Consider the following 17,239-nt stretch of genomic DNA (forward strand, 5'->3'; position numbering starts at 1 on the left):
CCTCTTGATGCCAGTGCCAATCCCCCGGACAATAGAAATCCCGACACCCCCCGGCAAGCAGTCTAGGCGGTGACGAAACAGCACAGGGACGTGATCCGGCGGGGCGGGGCACGTCATGCCGGTCGGAGGGTGCGGCGTGAAAGAGGTTTTGAGAACCAACGATCCGGTGAAGCTGTCCTTCGCGGAATCGGTTCTGGGCGATGCCGGTATCGAGTCCGTCACGCTGGATGAGGGTATGTCGAGCCTTTATGGCGGCGGACTGCCCTTTATCAAGCGCCGCCTGATGGTGGTCGACGAAGACGCGAGCCGGGCTGCATCCCTGCTCGAAGAGGCCTTCAGAGAGGCCGGCGCGTGAGCAATGTCACGACCGACAAGCTGCTTGGCGGCCGGGTCACGATCAAGCAGTCCGCCAACGGCTATCGCGCGGGCATGGACGCCGTCCTGCTCGCCGCTGCGATCTCGGCAAAGCCGGGCGAAACGCTGGCCGAGTTCGGATGCGGGCCGGGCGCGGCTCTGCTCTCCGTTGCCCAGCGCCTGACCGACACCATGCTGGTCGGCGTCGAGCGCGACCCGAAAGCGGCCTTCCTCGCCAAGGACAATGCCGAGACCAACGGCATGGGCCGGCGCGTGACCGTGCGCCATGCGGATATCACCCAGCTGGGCAATACGCTGAAAGTCGACCAGGTCTTCTTCAATCCGCCCTTTTTCGACGACCCGTCCAGCCTGCGCGCACCGAAGGAAACGAAGCGCGAGGCCTGGTTGTCCGGCGACGTCCCGCTCGAGGACTGGGTGCGCTGTGCGGCGCGGTCGCTGAAAGCCAAGGGCCGGCTCACCCTGATCCACCGCGCCGACCGGCTGGCCGACATCATCAAGGCGCTCGACCGCTCCTTCGGTTCGCTCGTCGTCAAGCCCGTCCAGCCACGCGCGGGCGAGCCGGCCAAGCGCATCATCGTCCGCGCCACCATCGGCGGCCGCGCCCCGCTGGTCCTGCTCGCGCCCCTGGTGCTGCATGAGGGGGAGGGGCATTCGGCGGAGGCGGATGCGATCCTCAAGGGTGATGCGCTGGTGGAGATGGGGTAGCTGGCGCTTCATGCTGAAACCGCGCTAAACCTCACCCATGATCCCCACCATTCTCATACTCCTCCTCGCGCTCATTCTCTTCTTCGCGCTGCGCGGCAAGCGGCGGGATAAGCGGGACGGGGCTGTGGAAGCGGCGCGTCGGGCGGTGGAGGCGCAGTTCGAAGCGCCGCCGGAAGACCGGTCCGATACCGGTCCCGACCGCGATGCTGCGTCGCACAAAGGCGAGGACTCGCGTGCTTGATTACGCGGGCGCGCTTGCCTAGTGTCCGCCCACTTTTGGGCCCTTCTGAGTTTTCGCCGGGAATCCGTGACATGGCTGTCGACAAAGCGCCGTCCTTCCAGGACCTGATCCTCCGTCTGCAGGCTTACTGGGCGTCGAAGGGCTGTGCCATTCTCCAGCCCTACGACGTCGAGGTCGGCGCCGGCACGCTGAACCCGGCAACCACGCTGCGCTCGCTGGGGCCGCGTCCCTGGAATGCCGCCTATGTCCAGCCCTCGCGCCGTCCGGGCGACGGGCGCTATGGCGAGAACCCGAACCGGCTGCAGCACTATTACCAGTTCCAGGTCCTCTTGAAGCCGTGCCCGGCCGACATCCAGGACCTCTACTTGGGCTCGCTGGACGCCATCGGCATTGATCGCGACCTGCACGATATCCGCTTCGTCGAGGACGACTGGGAAAACCCGACCGTGGGCGCCTGGGGGCTGGGCTGGGAAGTCTGGTGCGACGGGATGGAAGTTTCCCAGTTCACCTATTTCCAGCAGGTCGGCGGTCTCGATGTGGACCTCGTCTCCGGCGAGCTGACCTACGGGCTGGAACGCCTGGCGATGTATGTGCAGGGCGTCGAGAACGTCTACGACCTCGACTTCAACGGCGCCGGCCTGAAATACGGCGAGGTCTTTCAGGAAGCCGAGCGGCAATTCTCCGCCTTCAATTTCGAACACGCCAATGTCGACATCCTGACGCGCTGGTTCGAGGAAGCCGCCGAGCAGTGCAAGGCGCTGCTGGCGCTGGAAAAGCCGCTGCCCCTGCCGGCCTATGATTTCGCCCTGAAGGCCTCACACCTCTTCAACCTGGTCGATGCCCGCGGCGCCATTTCCGTGGCGGAGCGCGCCAGCTGGATCGCCCGCGTCCGCGAACTGGCCAGGGGCTGCGCGGAAGCCTGGGTCGAGTGCGAACGCAAGGCGCTGGAGACCGAAGCGTGATGGGAAGCGGCCACATCATGGCGGGTATCGCAGTCGCTGCGTTTCTCTCTCCTGCAGTTTGGTCTCAGGCCGCGGGCAATGCCGCTCAACCCGAGTTTCTCCCGGACAGTGCGGTCATCCAGCGATCGGGTAGGGACGCGGACGGCAGGGTGAACTTTGTCGCGTTCGAGTTGTCCGGAAATGACGGGCAGTCACTCGCCGGGCGTCTTCGTCTGGTCCCGCCGCCTACTGCCGCAGCGATGATTTATGGCAAGGAAGCCATCAATATGGCGCGCGGAGAATTCGTCATTGGCGACCTTTGCGACGATGGCCAAGTCTGGCGAGTCATGGTGACGGCGAACGCTACGGTGGGCGATGCCAGCCGCCTGGCTGATCAGGTGGATTGTGAAAGCTGGGAGGCCTCCTCATGAAACTTCCCCTGCGCGGTGGATGTCAGTGCGGCGAGGTCCGCTATGAGGTGACGAAGCAGCCGCTGACGCTCTATGCCTGCCATTGTCCGGCCTGCCAGCAGCAATCTTCCTCGGCTTTCGGCCTGTCCATGCTGGTCGAGCGGGACGGGTTCCGCTTTCTCAAGGGCGCGGTCGCGGCTTTCGAGATCAAGACCGAGGGCAAGAACAGGAAGCTGGGCATGTTCTGCTCGAAATGCGGAACACGCATCGCCAACGATACCGAGGGCAAGCCCTCCCTTTCGCTCAAGGCGGGGTCGCTGGACGACAGGGCCAAGCTGAACCCGGTCGGTCATATCTGGGTCAAGTCGGCCCTCGACTGGATGATTTTCGACGAAGACGCGCTGATCTACGAAGAAGCGCCCGATGACGGCTATTTCGCGCTCATGGAGCGCTGGGCCGCCCAGGAACATGTGTGATGTCCGAACTGCTGTTTGAAATCTTCTGCGAGGAAATCCCGGCCGGCATGCAGCCGCGCGCCGAGCAGGATTTGACGACTCTTCTTGAGGGGGCTCTCAAGAAAAGAGGCGTCACCTGGGCCGATGCTGAGGAGTGGGTGACCTTTGCTGGTCCGAGGCGCCTCGGAATTATGATCAATGGTCTCCCGGTTCGGACCGAAGATGTGCGCGAAGAGCGCAAGGGCCCCCGTGTCGGCGCGCCGGAACAGGCCGTGGCCGGCTTCCTCCGCGGTGCTGGCCTGGACAGTCTCGGCCAGTGCGAGACGCGCGAAGACAAGAAGGGCGAATACTGGGTCGCCATCATCGAAAAGCCGGGCCGATTGATGACGGATGTTATCGCCGAGGTGATTCCGGAGGTGATGCACTCTTTCCCCTGGGCCAAATCGATGAAGATCGGCGAGGGCGAGAAAGCCCAGCGCTGGGTGCGTCCGATCCAGCGCCTGCTCTGCCTGTTCGACGGCCAGGTCGTGGATTTCGAAGTGTTCGGCATCAAGTCCGGCAATCTCACCGAAGGCCATCGCCGCATGGGCCGCGGGCCGTTCGAGATCAGCGATTACGCGCAATACACGAAGGTGCTGCGCGAAGAGGGGCGTGTGATCCAGTCGCGCGCCGAGCGCGAGGCGATCATTCTGGAAGGCGCGCGCAAGGTCTGCAGCGATGCCGGTCTGGAGCTGGTCGAGGACAAGGGACTTCTCAGCGAGGTCGCGGGACTGGTCGAATGGCCGGTGCCGCTTCTGGGCGATATGGACCCGGACTTCCTGGACCTGCCGCCGGAAGTCATCACGCTGACCATGAAGACCCACCAGAAATACTTCGCCGTGCGAAAGCCGGGCGAGGACGGCGTGACGTCGAAATTCGTCGTCGTGGCCAATCAGGTCGCCCCCGATGGCGGCAAAGCGATTGCCGCGGGCAATGCCCGCGTGCTCTCGGCCCGTCTCTCCGACGCCCGCCACTTCTGGGACAATGACCGCAAGACGCCGCTGTCCGAGATGGCAGCCCAGCTGTCAAAGGTCACCTTCCACGAAAAGCTGGGCACGGTGGCCGACAAGGTCGAGCGCGTCGCCGCGCTGGCCCGCGAACTGGCGCCGGTGGTCGGCGCCGATGCGGACCTTGCCGAAAAGGCCGCGCGTCTGGCCAAGGCCGATCTCGTCTCCGAGATGGTCTATGAATTCCCCGAGCTCCAGGGCGCGATGGGCCGCTATTATGCCCTCGACCAGTGGCTTGCCGCGCAGACCCCCTCCGCCGCCTCCGGCGGCACCTCCCCCGATGGGGGAGGACGAAATGAGGCTGCGCTTCGTCTTCCCCCCGAGGGGGAAGTGGGCCGGGCAGAGCCCGGCTCGAAGGGGGACTTCGACTGGGCTACGCTGAGCGAGGCGGAAGCCAACGCAATCGCCGACGCTTGCCGGGATCACTACAAGCCGCAGGGCCCGTCCGACGAAGTGCCGACCGCGCCGGTCTCCGCCGCTGTCGCGCTGGCCGACAAGCTGGACACGCTGGTCGGCTTCTGGGCGATCGACGAAAAACCGACAGGCTCGAAGGATCCGTTCGCCCTGAGACGCGCGGCGCTGGGGGTGATCCGGGTTTTGTTGGAGGGTGAGGCTCGGCTTCGCTTGTTGCCCAACTTGCTATCCCATCATGGTGAAATCATGGAAGCGATGGGAGAGGCCCGCTGGAAGTTGGAGATGGCCTCGATCGATAGACTGCTAGAGACGGGCTCGTTCGATCACGTCACGGTTGAGCCCACCGAACAGGTTGAGCTGAAGAAGATCTGGGAAGCACAAGAGCGTACCATTCGGGACCTCCTCGCCTTCTTCGCCGACCGCCTCAAAGTCCACCTCCGCGATGAGGGTATCCGCCACGACGTGATCGACGCCGTCTTCGCGCTGGGTGATGACGACCTCGTCCGTGTGACCGCCAAGGCGCGTGCCCTGCAGGCCTTCCTGAATACCGAGGACGGCGCGGCGCTCTTGGCCGGGTTCAAGCGGGCGGCGAATATCCTCAAGGCAGAAGAGAAGAAGGACGGCGAGGGCGCCTATGCCGGGTCTCCGGACGCGGCTTATCTCGACGATGCGCCGCATGCGGCCGAGAAGGCGCTGATCGGCGCGCTCGACCAGGTGGGACCGGAGGCGAAAGCCGCGCTGGAGCGCGAGGACTTCACCGCCGCCATGTCGGCCCTGGCGCGCCTGCGCCTGCCGATCGACAGCTTCTTCGACGATGTGACTGTGAATGCAGACGACGCCGCGTTGCGCCGCAACCGGCTTCTTCTATTGTCTTCGATCCGCACGGCCGTGGGCGCCGTTGCGGACTTCGACCGGATTTCAGGTTAGGGACGAATGACCATGAGCGCTGATGGGATGACCGGAACCAAGTGGGTCTATGCGTTTGGCGGCGGCGACAGCGAAGGCGAAGCCGGCATGCGCGAACTGCTCGGCGGCAAGGGCGCCAATCTGGCCGAGATGGCCAAGCTCGGCCTGCCCGTACCGCCCGGTTTCACCATCACGACCGAGGTCTGCACGGCCTTCTACGAGAACGCCCAGCAATATCCGGACAGCCTGACCCCGCAGGTCGAGGACGCGCTGGCCAAGCTGGAAGCCGCCGTCGGCAAGTCGTTCGGCGATCCGTCAAACCCGCTCCTGGTGTCCGTACGGTCCGGCGCCCGTGCATCCATGCCGGGCATGATGGATACGGTGCTCAATCTGGGTCTCAATGACGAGACCGCCGAGGGCCTCGCCAAGCTCTCCGGCGACCGCCGTTTCGCCTATGACAGCTATCGCCGCTTCATCCAGATGTATTCGGACGTCGTGCTGGGCGTGGACCACGCGATCTTCGAGGACATCCTGGACGCCTTCAAGGACGATAACGACTACCAGCTCGATACCGAGCTTTCGGCGGACGACTGGGAAAGCATTGTCGGCGAGTACAAGGCCGCCGCCGCGCAGGAACTCGGCCGGGACTTCCCGTCCGATCCGCGGGAACAGCTCTGGGGCGCGATCGGCGCCGTCTTCGGCTCCTGGATGACCGAGCGGGCCAAGACCTATCGCCGCCTGCACGACATCCCGGCCAGCTGGGGCACGGCCGTGAACGTCCAGGCCATGGTGTTCGGCAATATGGGCGAGACCTCCGCGACGGGCGTTGCCTTTACGCGCGACCCTTCGACCGGCGATACGGGCTATTACGGCGAATTCCTGGTCAATGCCCAGGGCGAGGACGTGGTGGCCGGCATCCGCACGCCGCAATGCCTGACCGAGGCCATGCGCGAGAAGATGGGCGACGAGGCCCCGTCCATGGAAGCCGCCATGCCGGAGAGCTTCGCCGAGCTCGCCGCCGTCTTCGACAAGCTGGAGCGCCATTATCGCGACATGCAGGACATCGAGTTCACGGTCGAACGCGGCCGGCTCTGGATGCTGCAGACCCGGAACGGCAAGCGTACCGCCAAGGCGGCGCTGAAGATCGCTGTCGACATGGCCAATGAAGGCCTGATCACGACCGACGAGGCCGTGATGCGCGTCGATCCGGCCCAGCTCGACCAGCTGCTGCACCCGACCCTCGATCCGGAAGCCGAGCGCGACGTGATCGCGACGGGCCTGCCGGCCTCTCCGGGCGCGGCCTCGGGCAAGGTCGTCTTCGACTCGGACGAAGCCGAGGAACGCCGCAAGGCCGGCGAGAAGGTCATCCTGGTCCGCGTCGAGACCTCGCCGGAGGATATTCACGGCATGCACGCGGCCGAGGGCATCATCACCGCCCGCGGCGGCATGACCTCGCACGCCGCCGTCGTCGCGCGCGGCATGGGCCGTCCCTGCGTCTCCGGCGCCGGCTCGATCAAGATCGACTATGCCAGGAAGCAGTTCGCGGTCGGCAAGCGCATCATCAAGGACGGCGAGATGCTGACCATTGACGGCGCGTCCGGCCAGGTCCTGTTCGGCGAAGCCAAGATGATCAAGCCGGAACTGACCGGCGATTTCGCCAATCTCATGGAATGGGCCGACAAGGCGCGTCGCATGAAGGTGCGGACCAATGCCGAGACGCCGGCCGACTGCCAGACGGCGGTCGAGTTCGGCGCCGAGGGCATCGGGCTTTGCCGCACCGAGCACATGTTCTTCGAAGCCGACCGGATCGCCGCCGTGCGCGAGATGATCCTGTCCAACGACCAGGACGGCCGCGTCACCGCGCTCGACAAGATCCTCCCCATGCAGCGCGACGACTTCGCGCAGATCTTCCGCATCATGGGCGAGCGCCCCTGCACGATCCGCCTGCTCGATCCGCCGCTGCACGAATTCCTGCCGCACACGGAAGAGGACGTCGAGGACGTCGCCCGCGCCACCGGCCTGCCGGCCGACCAGCTCATGGCGCGCGCCCGCGACCTGGCCGAGACCAACCCGATGCTGGGCCATCGCGGCTGCCGTCTGGGCATCACCTATCCGGAAATCTACGAGATGCAGGCCCGGGCCATTTTCGAGGCCCAGGTGGCGGTCGAGAAGGAGACCGGCTTCCAGCCGCTCGCCGAGGTCATGATCCCGCTCGTCGCTACGGCGGCCGAGCTCTCCATCCTCAAGGCGCGCGTCGCCGGCGTGGCCAAGGCCGTCGCCGAGGAAAGCGGCGCCAGGCCGAAATATCTCATCGGCACCATGATCGAATTGCCGCGCGCCGCCCTGCGCGCCGGCGATATCGCCCGCGATGCGCAATTCTTCTCCTTCGGCACGAACGATCTGACCCAGACCACGTTCGGCCTGTCCCGCGATGATGCAGGCAAATTCCTCGGCGATTATCTCGAAGCGGGAATCTTCGAGAAGGATCCCTTCGTTTCGCTCGACAAGGAGGGCGTGGGCGACCTCGTCTCCATCGCCGCCGAGCGTGGTCGTGCGGCCCGCGAAACCCTCAAGCTGGGGATTTGCGGCGAGCATGGCGGGGACCCGGCATCTATCGATTTCTGCGAGGAAACCGGGCTCGATTATGTGTCCTGTTCGCCATACCGCGTGCCGATCGCGCGCCTGGCGGCGGCCCAGGCCCGTTTGCGTCGTCAGTAGCAGAGTCCTGAAATCACAAGACGAAATGGCCCCGTTCTTGCGTAACGGGAGTCATGTCTTATTTGTAATCGGGTCGCGCGCTTGACCCGGTGGGTCTGTTTCAATAGAGAGGCGCGCTACTTTTTCATGAGGGATTCAGTGTTGGCCCCCATGGTAAGCTCTTCGCAGAAAGCGGGAGCGATTCGGTTACGCGCATGGACGAAAGAAGTCGGTTGATGGATCTGGACGCGGCACGCAGCCAGCAAAAACAGGTGGCGACGGCATTGCACATGCTGGCGACCCTGCTGCTGTGCGCTGTCACGCTGGCCGTCCTCAATCTGGCGTCTGCCCGCGCCCGCGAGCAGGACGAAAACCTCGTCTACACCTCGCTGGCCCTGCACTATCTCCAGCGCGGCGATGTCGACGATCGCTGGCAGGCGCCGGAAAGCGTGCGCATTGCCTCGATCATGCTTGAGTCCGACCGCGAGGTCGGCGCCATCCTGTCGGCGCGTTCGCTGGACGATCTGCGGACTTTCGACAGCAGCCATTTCCAGAATGCCGCCGACATCAATTCGGAAGTCGATTGCCTGTCCCAGGCGATCTATTACGAGGCGCGCAGCGAAAGCTTCGTCGGTCAGCTGGCCGTGGCCCAGGTCATCCTGAACCGGGTCGACAGCTCGCTCTATCCGGACTCGATCTGCGGCGTGGTCTATCAGGGCTCGGAGCGCACGACGGGCTGCCAGTTCACCTTCACCTGCGACGGGTCCACGGTGCGCGAACCGCGCGGCCGCTCCTGGCGCCGCTCCCAGCTGGTCGCCCAGCACGCCTTCATGGGCTTCGGCCGTGACGTGACCCGCCGGGCCACGCACTACCACACGGTGGCGGTCGATCCGCACTGGAATGACGGCCTGGTCCGCACGCGCCGCATCGGCACGCATATCTTCTACCGTTTCCCGACGCGCCGCGAGCGCGCCGCAGGCATTGTGCGCCAGCGCGACGCCTAGGGCCTGGCGTCCGATTTTCTCCCGCAAGAACTTGACCAGCATCGCGTCGCAATCTGCAACGTGGTGCGCGCGCACAATCATTGTTAAGGTCTTGCGTAGAAAATGCTTTGACTTGAACCGACCGGAATTCGCCTTCGCGGAGACATCATGGCGTCTGCGACGACAGACCAAACGCCCGAGCGCCTCTGGCTCTGCATGACCGACAGCAACCGCACGCGGGTGGTCTCGCGTGCGCTCGCCAAGGGATTGGGCATGACGGTCTATATGGGCCCCACCATGGATGATGAGGGGCCGGTCGCGCTCGTCGTCGCCGATGATGCCCATGTCAAGCGGATAGCCGAAGCGCGCACCAATGCGGCGGAGAACCAGAAATCGCTCTTCGTCACGGGTAATGCGAAGCGCTCCGGCGCGGATATCTATCTCGACCATGATTGCGATGCCGGCACGCTGTGCAATGCGATCGAGGGCCTGCGCGCCCTGCGCGATTACGAGCTGGGCAATCCGGAAGAAAGCGATGCCGGCGCCAAGGCGCTGCGCTGCATGCATGACGGGGAATTCCTCGTCCGCACGCTGGAGGAGGCCCGCGATCTCGCCATGATGGTCGGCCGCTCCTGTCCGCGGCCCGAACCGGTCTCGGTCGGCCTCTATGTCTTGCTGGCCAATGCCATCGAGCACGGCAATCTGGGTTTCGACGCGACGGAGAAGGCCAAGGGACTTGCCGACGGCAACTGGAAGCGCAAGCTCGCCCGCCGCCTGGAGGAACCGGCCTATCGTGATCGCCGCGTCCGTCTCAGCGTCCATCGCGGCCCCCGGGCACTCTCGCTCATCGTCCAGGACGATGGCGAGGGCATAGACGCGGAAACCGCCGAGATGGCCAATCCGAGTGCCGCCGGCTATCGCGGCAAGGGTATCAAGCTCGCCAGGTCGATGGGCTTCACCCAGCTGTCCTATATGGGTGTCGGCAATACGGTGGAGGCGACGATTATCCTCACCCAACCGGCCGAACCGGAAGGCGCGCGCCAGGTCGCTGTCTGAGCTCCAGCATGAACCCGGTCTGAACCGCATCGTCAGTACAGGCTCATCCAGCTCCAGCTAGACCCGTGACCATATGTCCGTCATGGAGCCAGGGAGCCCGTCATGCGTCGCCTTTACGGTAAAATCAAATCCGCCGGTTCTGCACTCGCGATCGCCGCCGCTGTCCTCAGTGTCGCGGCCCCGGCGGCCAGCGCCAGTGGGCCGGCCGGAATACCGCTGCGGCCGGGCACTGATTGCGGAATCCAGGTTTATCTGTCGAACTCCGCGGGCGTCGTCATGCCCAAGGCTGCTGGAAACCTTTCCGGCTCGTACCGTTTCCATCTCTATCAGGCGATCCCCAGCAGCGATGTCGATATCCGTCTCGGCGGCCGGTTCTCCGGCAGCGGCGCGCCGGGCGATTCCACCATACTGGCCCGCAATCTGTTTCAACTGGGCTTTGTCGCGCCGGGCGCATTCCGGGGCATGGACGAGCTTCGGGATGCGGAAATCGGACAGGACGCCCATCTCGTCGGTTCCCTCCAGGTTTATGACCGACGCGGGCGTCTCATCTGCTCGACAGACCAGGTTCACATCATGCCGCACGCGCTTCTGACGGTCGGGCGGGCTCGTCCGGCCCAGCCGACGCGTCCGGGCATGCGGGCGCGCCAGCCCGAACAGGCCCGCCTCGCGCAAGAGCGTCTCGCGCAACGGCAAGCCCAGCCTGCGCGCAATTACAGGCTCACCCGCGCGCAGTGCGAGCGCTTGCGCGCCGCCCGTCCGGCACAGTGCCGCTATGATGACTAAGCACCCCGTGATCGTTGAGAGAGAGCCCGGACCATTCGGTCCGGGCTTTTTCATGCTGGCTGCCAGCCTGTTCATCTAACTGATCCGATTATGAATACACGCCTCAGAATGGGCTCATCAGGCACCCGTTAGAAAGAGGACAGGCTTCGATGCACAGGGCGTCAAGCCGTCAGCAAATGGAGTGTTTCATGAAACTTCGTCTTCTCGCCGCCGGCGTGCTCGCAGCTGTTTCGGTCGTCGGTACGGTCGGTGCCGCCGACGCCCAATCGCGTAACCGCGTCAGCGTCAACCAGCAGGGCTACCACAACGAGATCGCGGGCCGTCAGAACGGCTATCGTCAGCGTATGGTGATCAACCAGCGTGGCGACCGTCAGTATGTCACCGTCATCCAGGACGGTGCCCGTAACGGTACGACTGTCGGTCAGCGCGGCCGCTACAACGAGGCCCATGTCGATCAGTATGGTCGCCGCAATGACGCGGTGATCGGTCAGCAGGGCTACAATAATTACGGCTCGAGCGTCCAGACGGGCAGCCGCAATCTTTCGGGTATCGCCCAGATCGGCCGCAACAACACGGCGTATACCGACCAGTACGGCTCGAACAATGGCGTCGGCGTCATCCAGGTCGGCAATGGCCAATATGCGGACGTCAAGCAGACCGGAAACGGCAATGTGACGCTGGTTATCCAGGGCGAGCACTAGCCCCGGACATGCGTGCGGGTCCGGAGTTGCCGCTTGGCCTCCGGACCCCGGGCGCACGCTTTCATTCCGAACCGAAGGAGGTTGTCATGGGTATGAAGCTTGTCAGTCTTGCCGCTTTGCTCGCTCTGGGCGGCGCAGCGGTTACAGCAGCCGCGGATACGTTTGAGAGCGGAGCGGAATCCGCTTCCGGACTCGCTCCGGAAACCTGCGGAATCGATGTCGATTCCACCGCGGACGGCCTGCTCCTGACGGCCTGGAGCCTGCCGGAGACCGAGGCCGAAAACTGGCGCATGGTGGTCACGCAGCGTACGGGTGGCGGCGGGTTCGATATCGTCCAGGAAGGCGACATCTATTCGGACGGCGAGCCGGTCGTGATCGTCTCGGATATCCTCATGAACCCGGGAACGGACTTCTCCGCCCGGCTGACGACACGCGCCGCGGGCGGTGCTGTTATATGCGATTTCGGCGGCCAGGCCTGACTTTCACGCTATGGACGCAATGCCAGCGGGGACCGTTTTCCGGTCCCCGCTTGCGTTCCTGGAGCCGGCTCCCCACTTGCGAGCGGTACATGCAAAGGGGAATTCCATGTCACTCACGCTCTCTTCCATAGCACAGACTCAACTCGACCAGGTCTACCGGGCCCTCGACGGCATCCTCGAGAAAGGCGCGGCCCATGCCTCGCAGACCGGTGCCGATGAAAGCGTCTATCTCGGCTGGCGTCTCGCACCCGACATGCTTCCCCTGTCCCGTCAGGTCCAGCTGGTCAGCGATTTTTCGGTTAGGGGAATGGCCCGCCTCGCCGGTGAGGAGCCGCCTGCCATGGCCGATGACGAAGCCGATTTCCAGGCGCTTCGCGACCGGCTCGCGAAAGCCCGGGATGTGGTCCAGGCTTTCGACGCGGACAGGATCGACGACCAGCCTGAGGCGATGATTACGTTTCCTGCCGGCCCGGATCGTGAGCTGACCCTGCCGCGCCAGTCCTATCTCCAGAATTTCGTCTTTGCGAATGTGCTGTTCCACGCCGCGACGACCTACAACATCCTTCGCAGTGTCGGCGTGCCGCTCGGCAAGGCCGACATGATGGGCGTGCGCCTGTAGATATCCGCGGGAAACCGGGGCGGCTCAACCGGGTCGTCCAATTTCACAAAAATAATAAGGCTAATAGTATATAATAAGCAACTAACTGATAAATAAAAAGAAATAGACCTCATTAGGACCCGATTAACCACTTCGCGTTGAGGGTCATGGCGAACTTGACGTTATGAGGGGACGCCATGACTTCCGACGAACACAATGCCTGTCTGGACCTGTTCGGCCTGACGCCCGACGCGCGAAAAACGCTGTCGGGCATGAAACAGGGGATGGTGCCAGCTATCGACCGGGCGCTGCGCGAATTCTACGCCACCATGTCGCGGGACCCGGACATTGCGGTCTACTTCCGCGACGACCAGCATCGCGAACATGCCCGCAAGCACCAGATGATTCACTGGGAGACCATTTTCGACGCGGAGTATTCGAGCACCTATTTCAACAATGTGCAGCGCATCGGAGAGGTGCATTGCGACATCGGACTGGAACCGCGCTTCTATATTGCCGGCTATGCCGGTATCGCGTCATCGCTGGTGAAGGCCGCCGTCCGCGAGGGCAAGGGCAATCCCGATGCGCGAATTGACGCGCTGCTGCGTGCCATCTTCCTCGACATGGAACGGGCTTTGTCTACCTATCTTTCCGCCAATGAGGCCCGGGAGGAAGACATGCGTCAGGCCATGGCGCTCGATCTGGAGGAAGGCGTGGCCGCCATCGTCGACAATCTCGTCCATTCGTCGGACCGTCTCGACACAGTGGCCGCCGAAGTGGCCAGGTCGGTGGAGTCGACGCTGGGCGAGGCCTCTGTCGCTGCGACCGAAGCAAGGACGGTGGCTGGCAATGTCCAGTCGGTCGCTGTCGCAGCAGAGCAGATGCAGGGCGCCGTCGACGAGATTTCCGGTCAGGTAAGCCGGACCTCCACTCAGGCCGGAACCGCAGTCGAACAGGTCGCCGAAGCCGGTGTCGTCATGGGCACGCTCGACGGCGCGGCGCAGGAGATCGGAAATATCATCGGTCTGATCCAGAATATTGCGAAGCAGACGAATCTCCTCGCGCTCAATGCCACGATCGAGGCGGCCAGGGCTGGCGAGGCCGGAAGCGGCTTCGCGGTCGTGGCCGGCGAGGTGAAGGCGCTTGCGGACCAGACCGCCACGGCCACGGACCGCATCGCGCAGCAGATAGCGGAAGTCCAGGCGGCGACGCAGACTGCCAATGACGCGATCGGAGGGATCCAGTCCACGATCGATGCGGTGAACGAGGCTTCCGTGAGCATCAATGCGGCGATCGAAGAGCAGTCGAGCGCTATCCGGGAGATCGTTCGAAACGCCAACGAGGCGGCCAGCGGCAATGAGAGCAGCGTCAAGGCGACCTCGACGCTCGAGGGAAGCGTCCGCGACTGCGAGGCATCCTCCGGCTCGGTACGTGACGAGGCCAAGGCCGTTCGCGGTGAAGTGGATCTGTTGCGGGCACGGGTCGGCGAATTTCTGGAACGGACGCGGAAAACCGGTGCTGCCTGATGATCCTTTCGCGGTTGGTTTTCTACAGCACGCGCAGCTGGAAGGCGGGGCAGGGGGAAGCGGACGATCGCGTTCTGTCCGCTATCCTGGAGGCGGGGCAACGGAACAATCCGCGTGACGGGCTGACGGGCGTCCTGATTGTCGACGACGCCCTCCTGGTACAGGTCATGGAAGGGCCCCGATCCACGCTGACCGCGACCTTCCGGCGGATCGCCAACGACCCCCGGCATACCGATATCGTACTGGCTGGCATGGCTGAAATTTCCGCGCGCCGGTATGATGACTGGAATGTCGTGGTCCGGCGCTGGCCGGGACGTCCCAAATGCGCGCCCTGGCTCCGCAGTCCTGAAGTGACGCCCTTCAAGGCGTTTCAGGTGAATGCCGAGCGCATGCTGTCCGGCAATTCCCTGTTCCAGACCCTGGGTCCGCTCTGAGCTGCATCCTAGTAAATTATAGCTGGCAATAACTTGCATATCAGGGCAAATACGACCGTTAAAAGCCGCAAAAAAAGTAAGTGTTCGTATCGATGTGTTGGGCAAGAAAAATCAAGGAACTCAGGTTCCTTGAGGATCTGAAACAGGATGCATTGGCCAAGCAGCTCGGTGTCAGCCAGGCGAGCGTGAGCCAGTGGGAGCGCGGTGTCACCGAGCCGCCCGAGACCATTCGGGCGTATATCGATGCGCGTCTTCGCGACTCGCCGCTTGAACGCTTCCTTGAGTCCCTGCGTACCAGCGTTCGCAACAGCCCGAATTTATTTGTTCTCCTGCGTTATCAGGATTCCGGTGTCGTGATTGACCTGATCAGTGAAGGCACGCGCAACAACGGTCAGCTGGTCAAGGTCGACGATGTGGGCGAATCGGTGCGCGGCCGTTTCGGCTCCGAAGTCGATCAATACGCCTCGGAGCTGCTGAAGGCGGGCTTGTTCGAGGGGCGACTGGCTTCGGCGAAGATGCAGGTCATCGCCGAGCGCGACGGCAAGGCCCTTCCGGTCGTGATCGGGTTCACGCCCTTTCATGGTCCGGACGGCGTCTGCATCCTGCAAGCCGAGATCATCATTGCAGAGGGCGAGGCGGCGGGGCAGGGCGAGCCCTTCGAGCCCGGCGTCAGTTTCGTCCCCTCACGGCTTGAAGAGTCCTGACCGCAGTGCTTTCCTCCTTGCCAAAGCAGGCGGGAGGACATTGCGATGACGACGATACCGGCCCTTATCATCCTGGCCGCAGCCCATCTGCAGCTGCCCGCAGGCGAACCCGGCGAGGCGTCCTCACCCGCTCTCGACACTCCCGTTGTCGAGGCTTTCGAAGTCCAGGGTTTCCGGACCACGATCGAAGTCCTCATCGATGCGCCTGTGGAGACCGTATTCGGCGCGGCCACCGGCGAGGTCGGCGGCTGGTGGGACCACAGTTTCTGGCCCGATCCCGGCGAACTCGTCATCGAACCGCGTATGGGTGGACGCTTCTACGAGCGGCCTGCGGCGGGCAGCGATGACGGTGCCCTGCATGCCGAGGTGATTTTCGTGCGCGCGCCGCATCAGTTACGCCTGCACGGCCCGCTGGGTCTGTCCGGGCGGGCCTTCGACCTCGTCACCAGCTGGACGCTGGAGCCCGCAGAGAGCGCGGACGGAACGTCCAACGGCGCGACCAGCTTCCGCGTCGATCTCAACATGGCCGGCGACATCGATGCCGAAATGGCGGGCGTGGTGCGCTCGGTCTGGGTGCATTTCATCGGAGCTCGGCTGAAGCCCTGGGTCGAGGGCGGTTGCCATCTAGAGCCCGAGGCGCCGTGTGCGGCATTCGAGACGGCGAGCGGAGAGGCGGAATAGGCGGCCCTTGGCGACCGGCTGGCCAGGCCCTATTTCAAACCCATGCGTGAGACCCGACTTCTTCCCGAAACCCTGCCGCTCTTCCCGCTGGGCGGTGCGATACTCCTGCCCGGCGCGCAATTGCCGCTGAATGTCTTCGAACCGCGCTATCTCAACATGGTCGACGATGTCCGCCGCGAGGGCGGGCATATCGGCATCATCCAGATCCGCGACGGAGGCACGCCCGAGCGTCCGCATCTCGCACCGGTCGGCTGCGCCGGTCGTCTCGAACAGTTCGAGGAAACCCGCGACGGGCGCTATCTGATCAATCTCGTCGGAGTGAGCCGCTTCCGCCTCGCCGCCGAGGAGGACAGCGCCGCGCCCTATCGCATCGCGCGGCCGGACTATGCGCCCTACCGTGCCGATCTCCAGCCGCCGGCCGAGTTGGGGGGCGATCGCAAACGGCTCGTCGCCCTGCTCCAGGCCTGGTTCAGCGCTGAGCATATTTCCACCGACTGGGCTGCCCTGACCCGGGCGCCGCTGGCCGACATCGTCGATCAGCTCGCCGTCGGTGCACCGTTCTCGGCATCCGAGCGTCAGGCCATGCTGGAGGCCGAGGACGCCGAGACGCGTCTGCTTGTGATGGAAGAGACCCTGGCCGAGCGCCTCGCCGGCAGTGCCGACGGCCCGCTCCAGTAAGCCTGTGCTCTAGCCGGGCAGGTGCTCTGCCAGCCAATGCCGTGCCGCGTTCACGGACTGGAAGCAACGGTTCCGCCCGCCATTCGCGGCATGGGTGTCGACCAGGCTCCGCACAGTGTTCGCCTGTTCGCGTCGGCCGACGACGGCGACATGTTTCTCGCTCGCCAGACGGGTCAGGCGGTGAAGCACCTCCTGCCAGGCCACGCCCTCGATATCGTAATGGGCATTGCGCAGATCGACCAGGATGCCGTCGATCGGATAGCTGTCGAGCAGGGGCAGAAAGGAACGCTGGACTTGCGCCGCCGTCTCCGGCGTACGGGTCCCCTCGGTCCTCAGCTCGAGAATCCGTCCGTCGATGCAAATATCGACGCCATCGATCGAAAAAGCTCGCCTCAATCCATGCCCCTTGCCGCCGGTCTCCGGCAG

General features: G+C 64.2%; 20 protein-coding genes. 19 read left to right on the forward strand and 1 reads right to left on the reverse strand.

Annotated features, from left to right (window positions below; all coding sequences use genetic code 11):
- Nucleotides 1–136: 136 nt before the first annotated feature.
- From AC13HB_RS03915 to AC13HB_RS04005, 19 genes are all read left to right on the forward strand, one after another.
- The gene (locus tag AC13HB_RS03915) at nt 137–355 is read left to right on the forward strand and encodes a putative signal transducing protein (RefSeq protein ID WP_482948417.1); all 219 of its coding nucleotides are present in this window, start codon (nt 137–139) and stop codon (nt 353–355) included.
- Nucleotides 352–1,080, forward strand: a complete 729-nt coding sequence (locus AC13HB_RS03920; protein ID WP_482948418.1) for a tRNA1(Val) (adenine(37)-N6)-methyltransferase — start codon at nt 352–354, stop codon at nt 1,078–1,080. The genes AC13HB_RS03915 and AC13HB_RS03920 overlap by 4 nt, the downstream gene beginning before the upstream one ends.
- A 37-nt stretch (nt 1,081–1,117) precedes the next feature.
- Nucleotides 1,118–1,321 carry a hypothetical protein gene (locus tag AC13HB_RS03925; protein WP_482948419.1) on the forward strand — a complete coding sequence of 68 codons (204 nt, stop codon included), beginning with the start codon at nt 1,118–1,120 and terminating at the stop codon, nt 1,319–1,321.
- Nucleotides 1,322–1,392: 71 nt separating this feature from the next.
- A complete protein-coding gene (locus AC13HB_RS03930; protein ID WP_482948420.1) occupies nt 1,393–2,283 on the forward strand; it encodes a glycine--tRNA ligase subunit alpha in 891 nt (296 codons plus the stop codon).
- Nucleotides 2,284–2,300: 17 nt separating this feature from the next.
- Entirely contained in the window at nt 2,301–2,693 is a 393-nt protein-coding gene (locus AC13HB_RS03935) for a hypothetical protein (RefSeq protein ID WP_482948421.1), read from the forward strand.
- Nucleotides 2,690–3,148, forward strand: a complete 459-nt coding sequence (locus AC13HB_RS03940) for a GFA family protein (protein WP_482948422.1) — start codon at nt 2,690–2,692, stop codon at nt 3,146–3,148. Before AC13HB_RS03935 ends, AC13HB_RS03940 begins: the two co-directional genes overlap by 4 nt.
- Nucleotides 3,148–5,514 (forward strand): glycine--tRNA ligase subunit beta, encoded by a 2,367-nt coding sequence (gene glyS / locus AC13HB_RS03945; protein ID WP_482948423.1) that lies wholly within the window; start codon nt 3,148–3,150, stop codon nt 5,512–5,514. The genes AC13HB_RS03940 and glyS overlap by 1 nt, the downstream gene beginning before the upstream one ends.
- Before the next feature lie 27 nt (nt 5,515–5,541).
- A complete protein-coding gene (gene ppdK, locus AC13HB_RS03950) occupies nt 5,542–8,211 on the forward strand; it encodes a pyruvate, phosphate dikinase (protein ID WP_482948424.1) in 2,670 nt (889 codons plus the stop codon).
- 194 nt (nt 8,212–8,405) lie between these two features.
- Nucleotides 8,406–9,194: a cell wall hydrolase gene (locus tag AC13HB_RS03955; RefSeq protein ID WP_482948425.1), complete on the forward strand. Its 789-nt coding sequence runs from the start codon at nt 8,406–8,408 to the stop codon at nt 9,192–9,194.
- Between the two features lie 147 nt (nt 9,195–9,341).
- Nucleotides 9,342–10,229, forward strand: coding sequence for a hypothetical protein (locus AC13HB_RS03960; protein WP_482948426.1), 888 nt, complete (start codon nt 9,342–9,344; stop codon nt 10,227–10,229).
- Between the two features lie 276 nt (nt 10,230–10,505).
- The gene (locus AC13HB_RS03965; protein WP_482948427.1) at nt 10,506–11,012 is read left to right on the forward strand and encodes a hypothetical protein; all 507 of its coding nucleotides are present in this window, start codon (nt 10,506–10,508) and stop codon (nt 11,010–11,012) included.
- A 188-nt stretch (nt 11,013–11,200) separates the two neighbouring features.
- Nucleotides 11,201–11,713: a curlin-associated protein gene (locus AC13HB_RS03970; protein ID WP_482948428.1), complete on the forward strand. Its 513-nt coding sequence runs from the start codon at nt 11,201–11,203 to the stop codon at nt 11,711–11,713.
- Nucleotides 11,714–11,799: 86 nt separating this feature from the next.
- Entirely contained in the window at nt 11,800–12,192 is a 393-nt protein-coding gene (csgH, locus tag AC13HB_RS03975) for a curli-like amyloid fiber formation chaperone CsgH (protein WP_482948429.1), read from the forward strand.
- Between the two features lie 106 nt (nt 12,193–12,298).
- Nucleotides 12,299–12,811, forward strand: a complete 513-nt coding sequence (locus AC13HB_RS03980; protein WP_482948430.1) for a DUF1993 domain-containing protein — start codon at nt 12,299–12,301, stop codon at nt 12,809–12,811.
- 176 nt (nt 12,812–12,987) lie between these two features.
- Nucleotides 12,988–14,316 carry a protoglobin domain-containing protein gene (locus AC13HB_RS03985; protein WP_482948431.1) on the forward strand — a complete coding sequence of 443 codons (1,329 nt, stop codon included), beginning with the start codon at nt 12,988–12,990 and terminating at the stop codon, nt 14,314–14,316.
- Nucleotides 14,316–14,750 (forward strand): BLUF domain-containing protein, encoded by a 435-nt coding sequence (locus AC13HB_RS03990; RefSeq protein ID WP_482948432.1) that lies wholly within the window; start codon nt 14,316–14,318, stop codon nt 14,748–14,750. Before AC13HB_RS03985 ends, AC13HB_RS03990 begins: the two co-directional genes overlap by 1 nt.
- An 80-nt stretch (nt 14,751–14,830) precedes the next feature.
- Nucleotides 14,831–15,454: a helix-turn-helix domain-containing protein gene (locus AC13HB_RS03995; RefSeq protein WP_482948433.1), complete on the forward strand. Its 624-nt coding sequence runs from the start codon at nt 14,831–14,833 to the stop codon at nt 15,452–15,454.
- Nucleotides 15,455–15,499: 45 nt separating this feature from the next.
- On the forward strand, nt 15,500–16,135 hold the full coding sequence (locus tag AC13HB_RS04000; protein WP_482948434.1) for an SRPBCC family protein: 636 nt from the start codon (nt 15,500–15,502) through the stop codon (nt 16,133–16,135).
- Nucleotides 16,136–16,177: 42 nt separating this feature from the next.
- Complete coding sequence (locus AC13HB_RS04005) at nt 16,178–16,813, forward strand: LON peptidase substrate-binding domain-containing protein (RefSeq protein ID WP_482948435.1); 636 nt, start codon at nt 16,178–16,180, stop codon at nt 16,811–16,813.
- A gap of 9 nt (nt 16,814–16,822) precedes the next feature.
- On the opposite strand, the gene AC13HB_RS04010 is transcribed toward AC13HB_RS04005, so the two are convergent.
- Nucleotides 16,823–17,209, reverse strand: a complete 387-nt coding sequence (locus AC13HB_RS04010) for a hypothetical protein (protein ID WP_482948436.1) — start codon at nt 17,207–17,209, stop codon at nt 16,823–16,825.
- Between the last annotated feature and the right edge of the window lie 30 nt (nt 17,210–17,239).

Source organism: Maricaulis sp. B-26, from assembly GCF_056857855.1.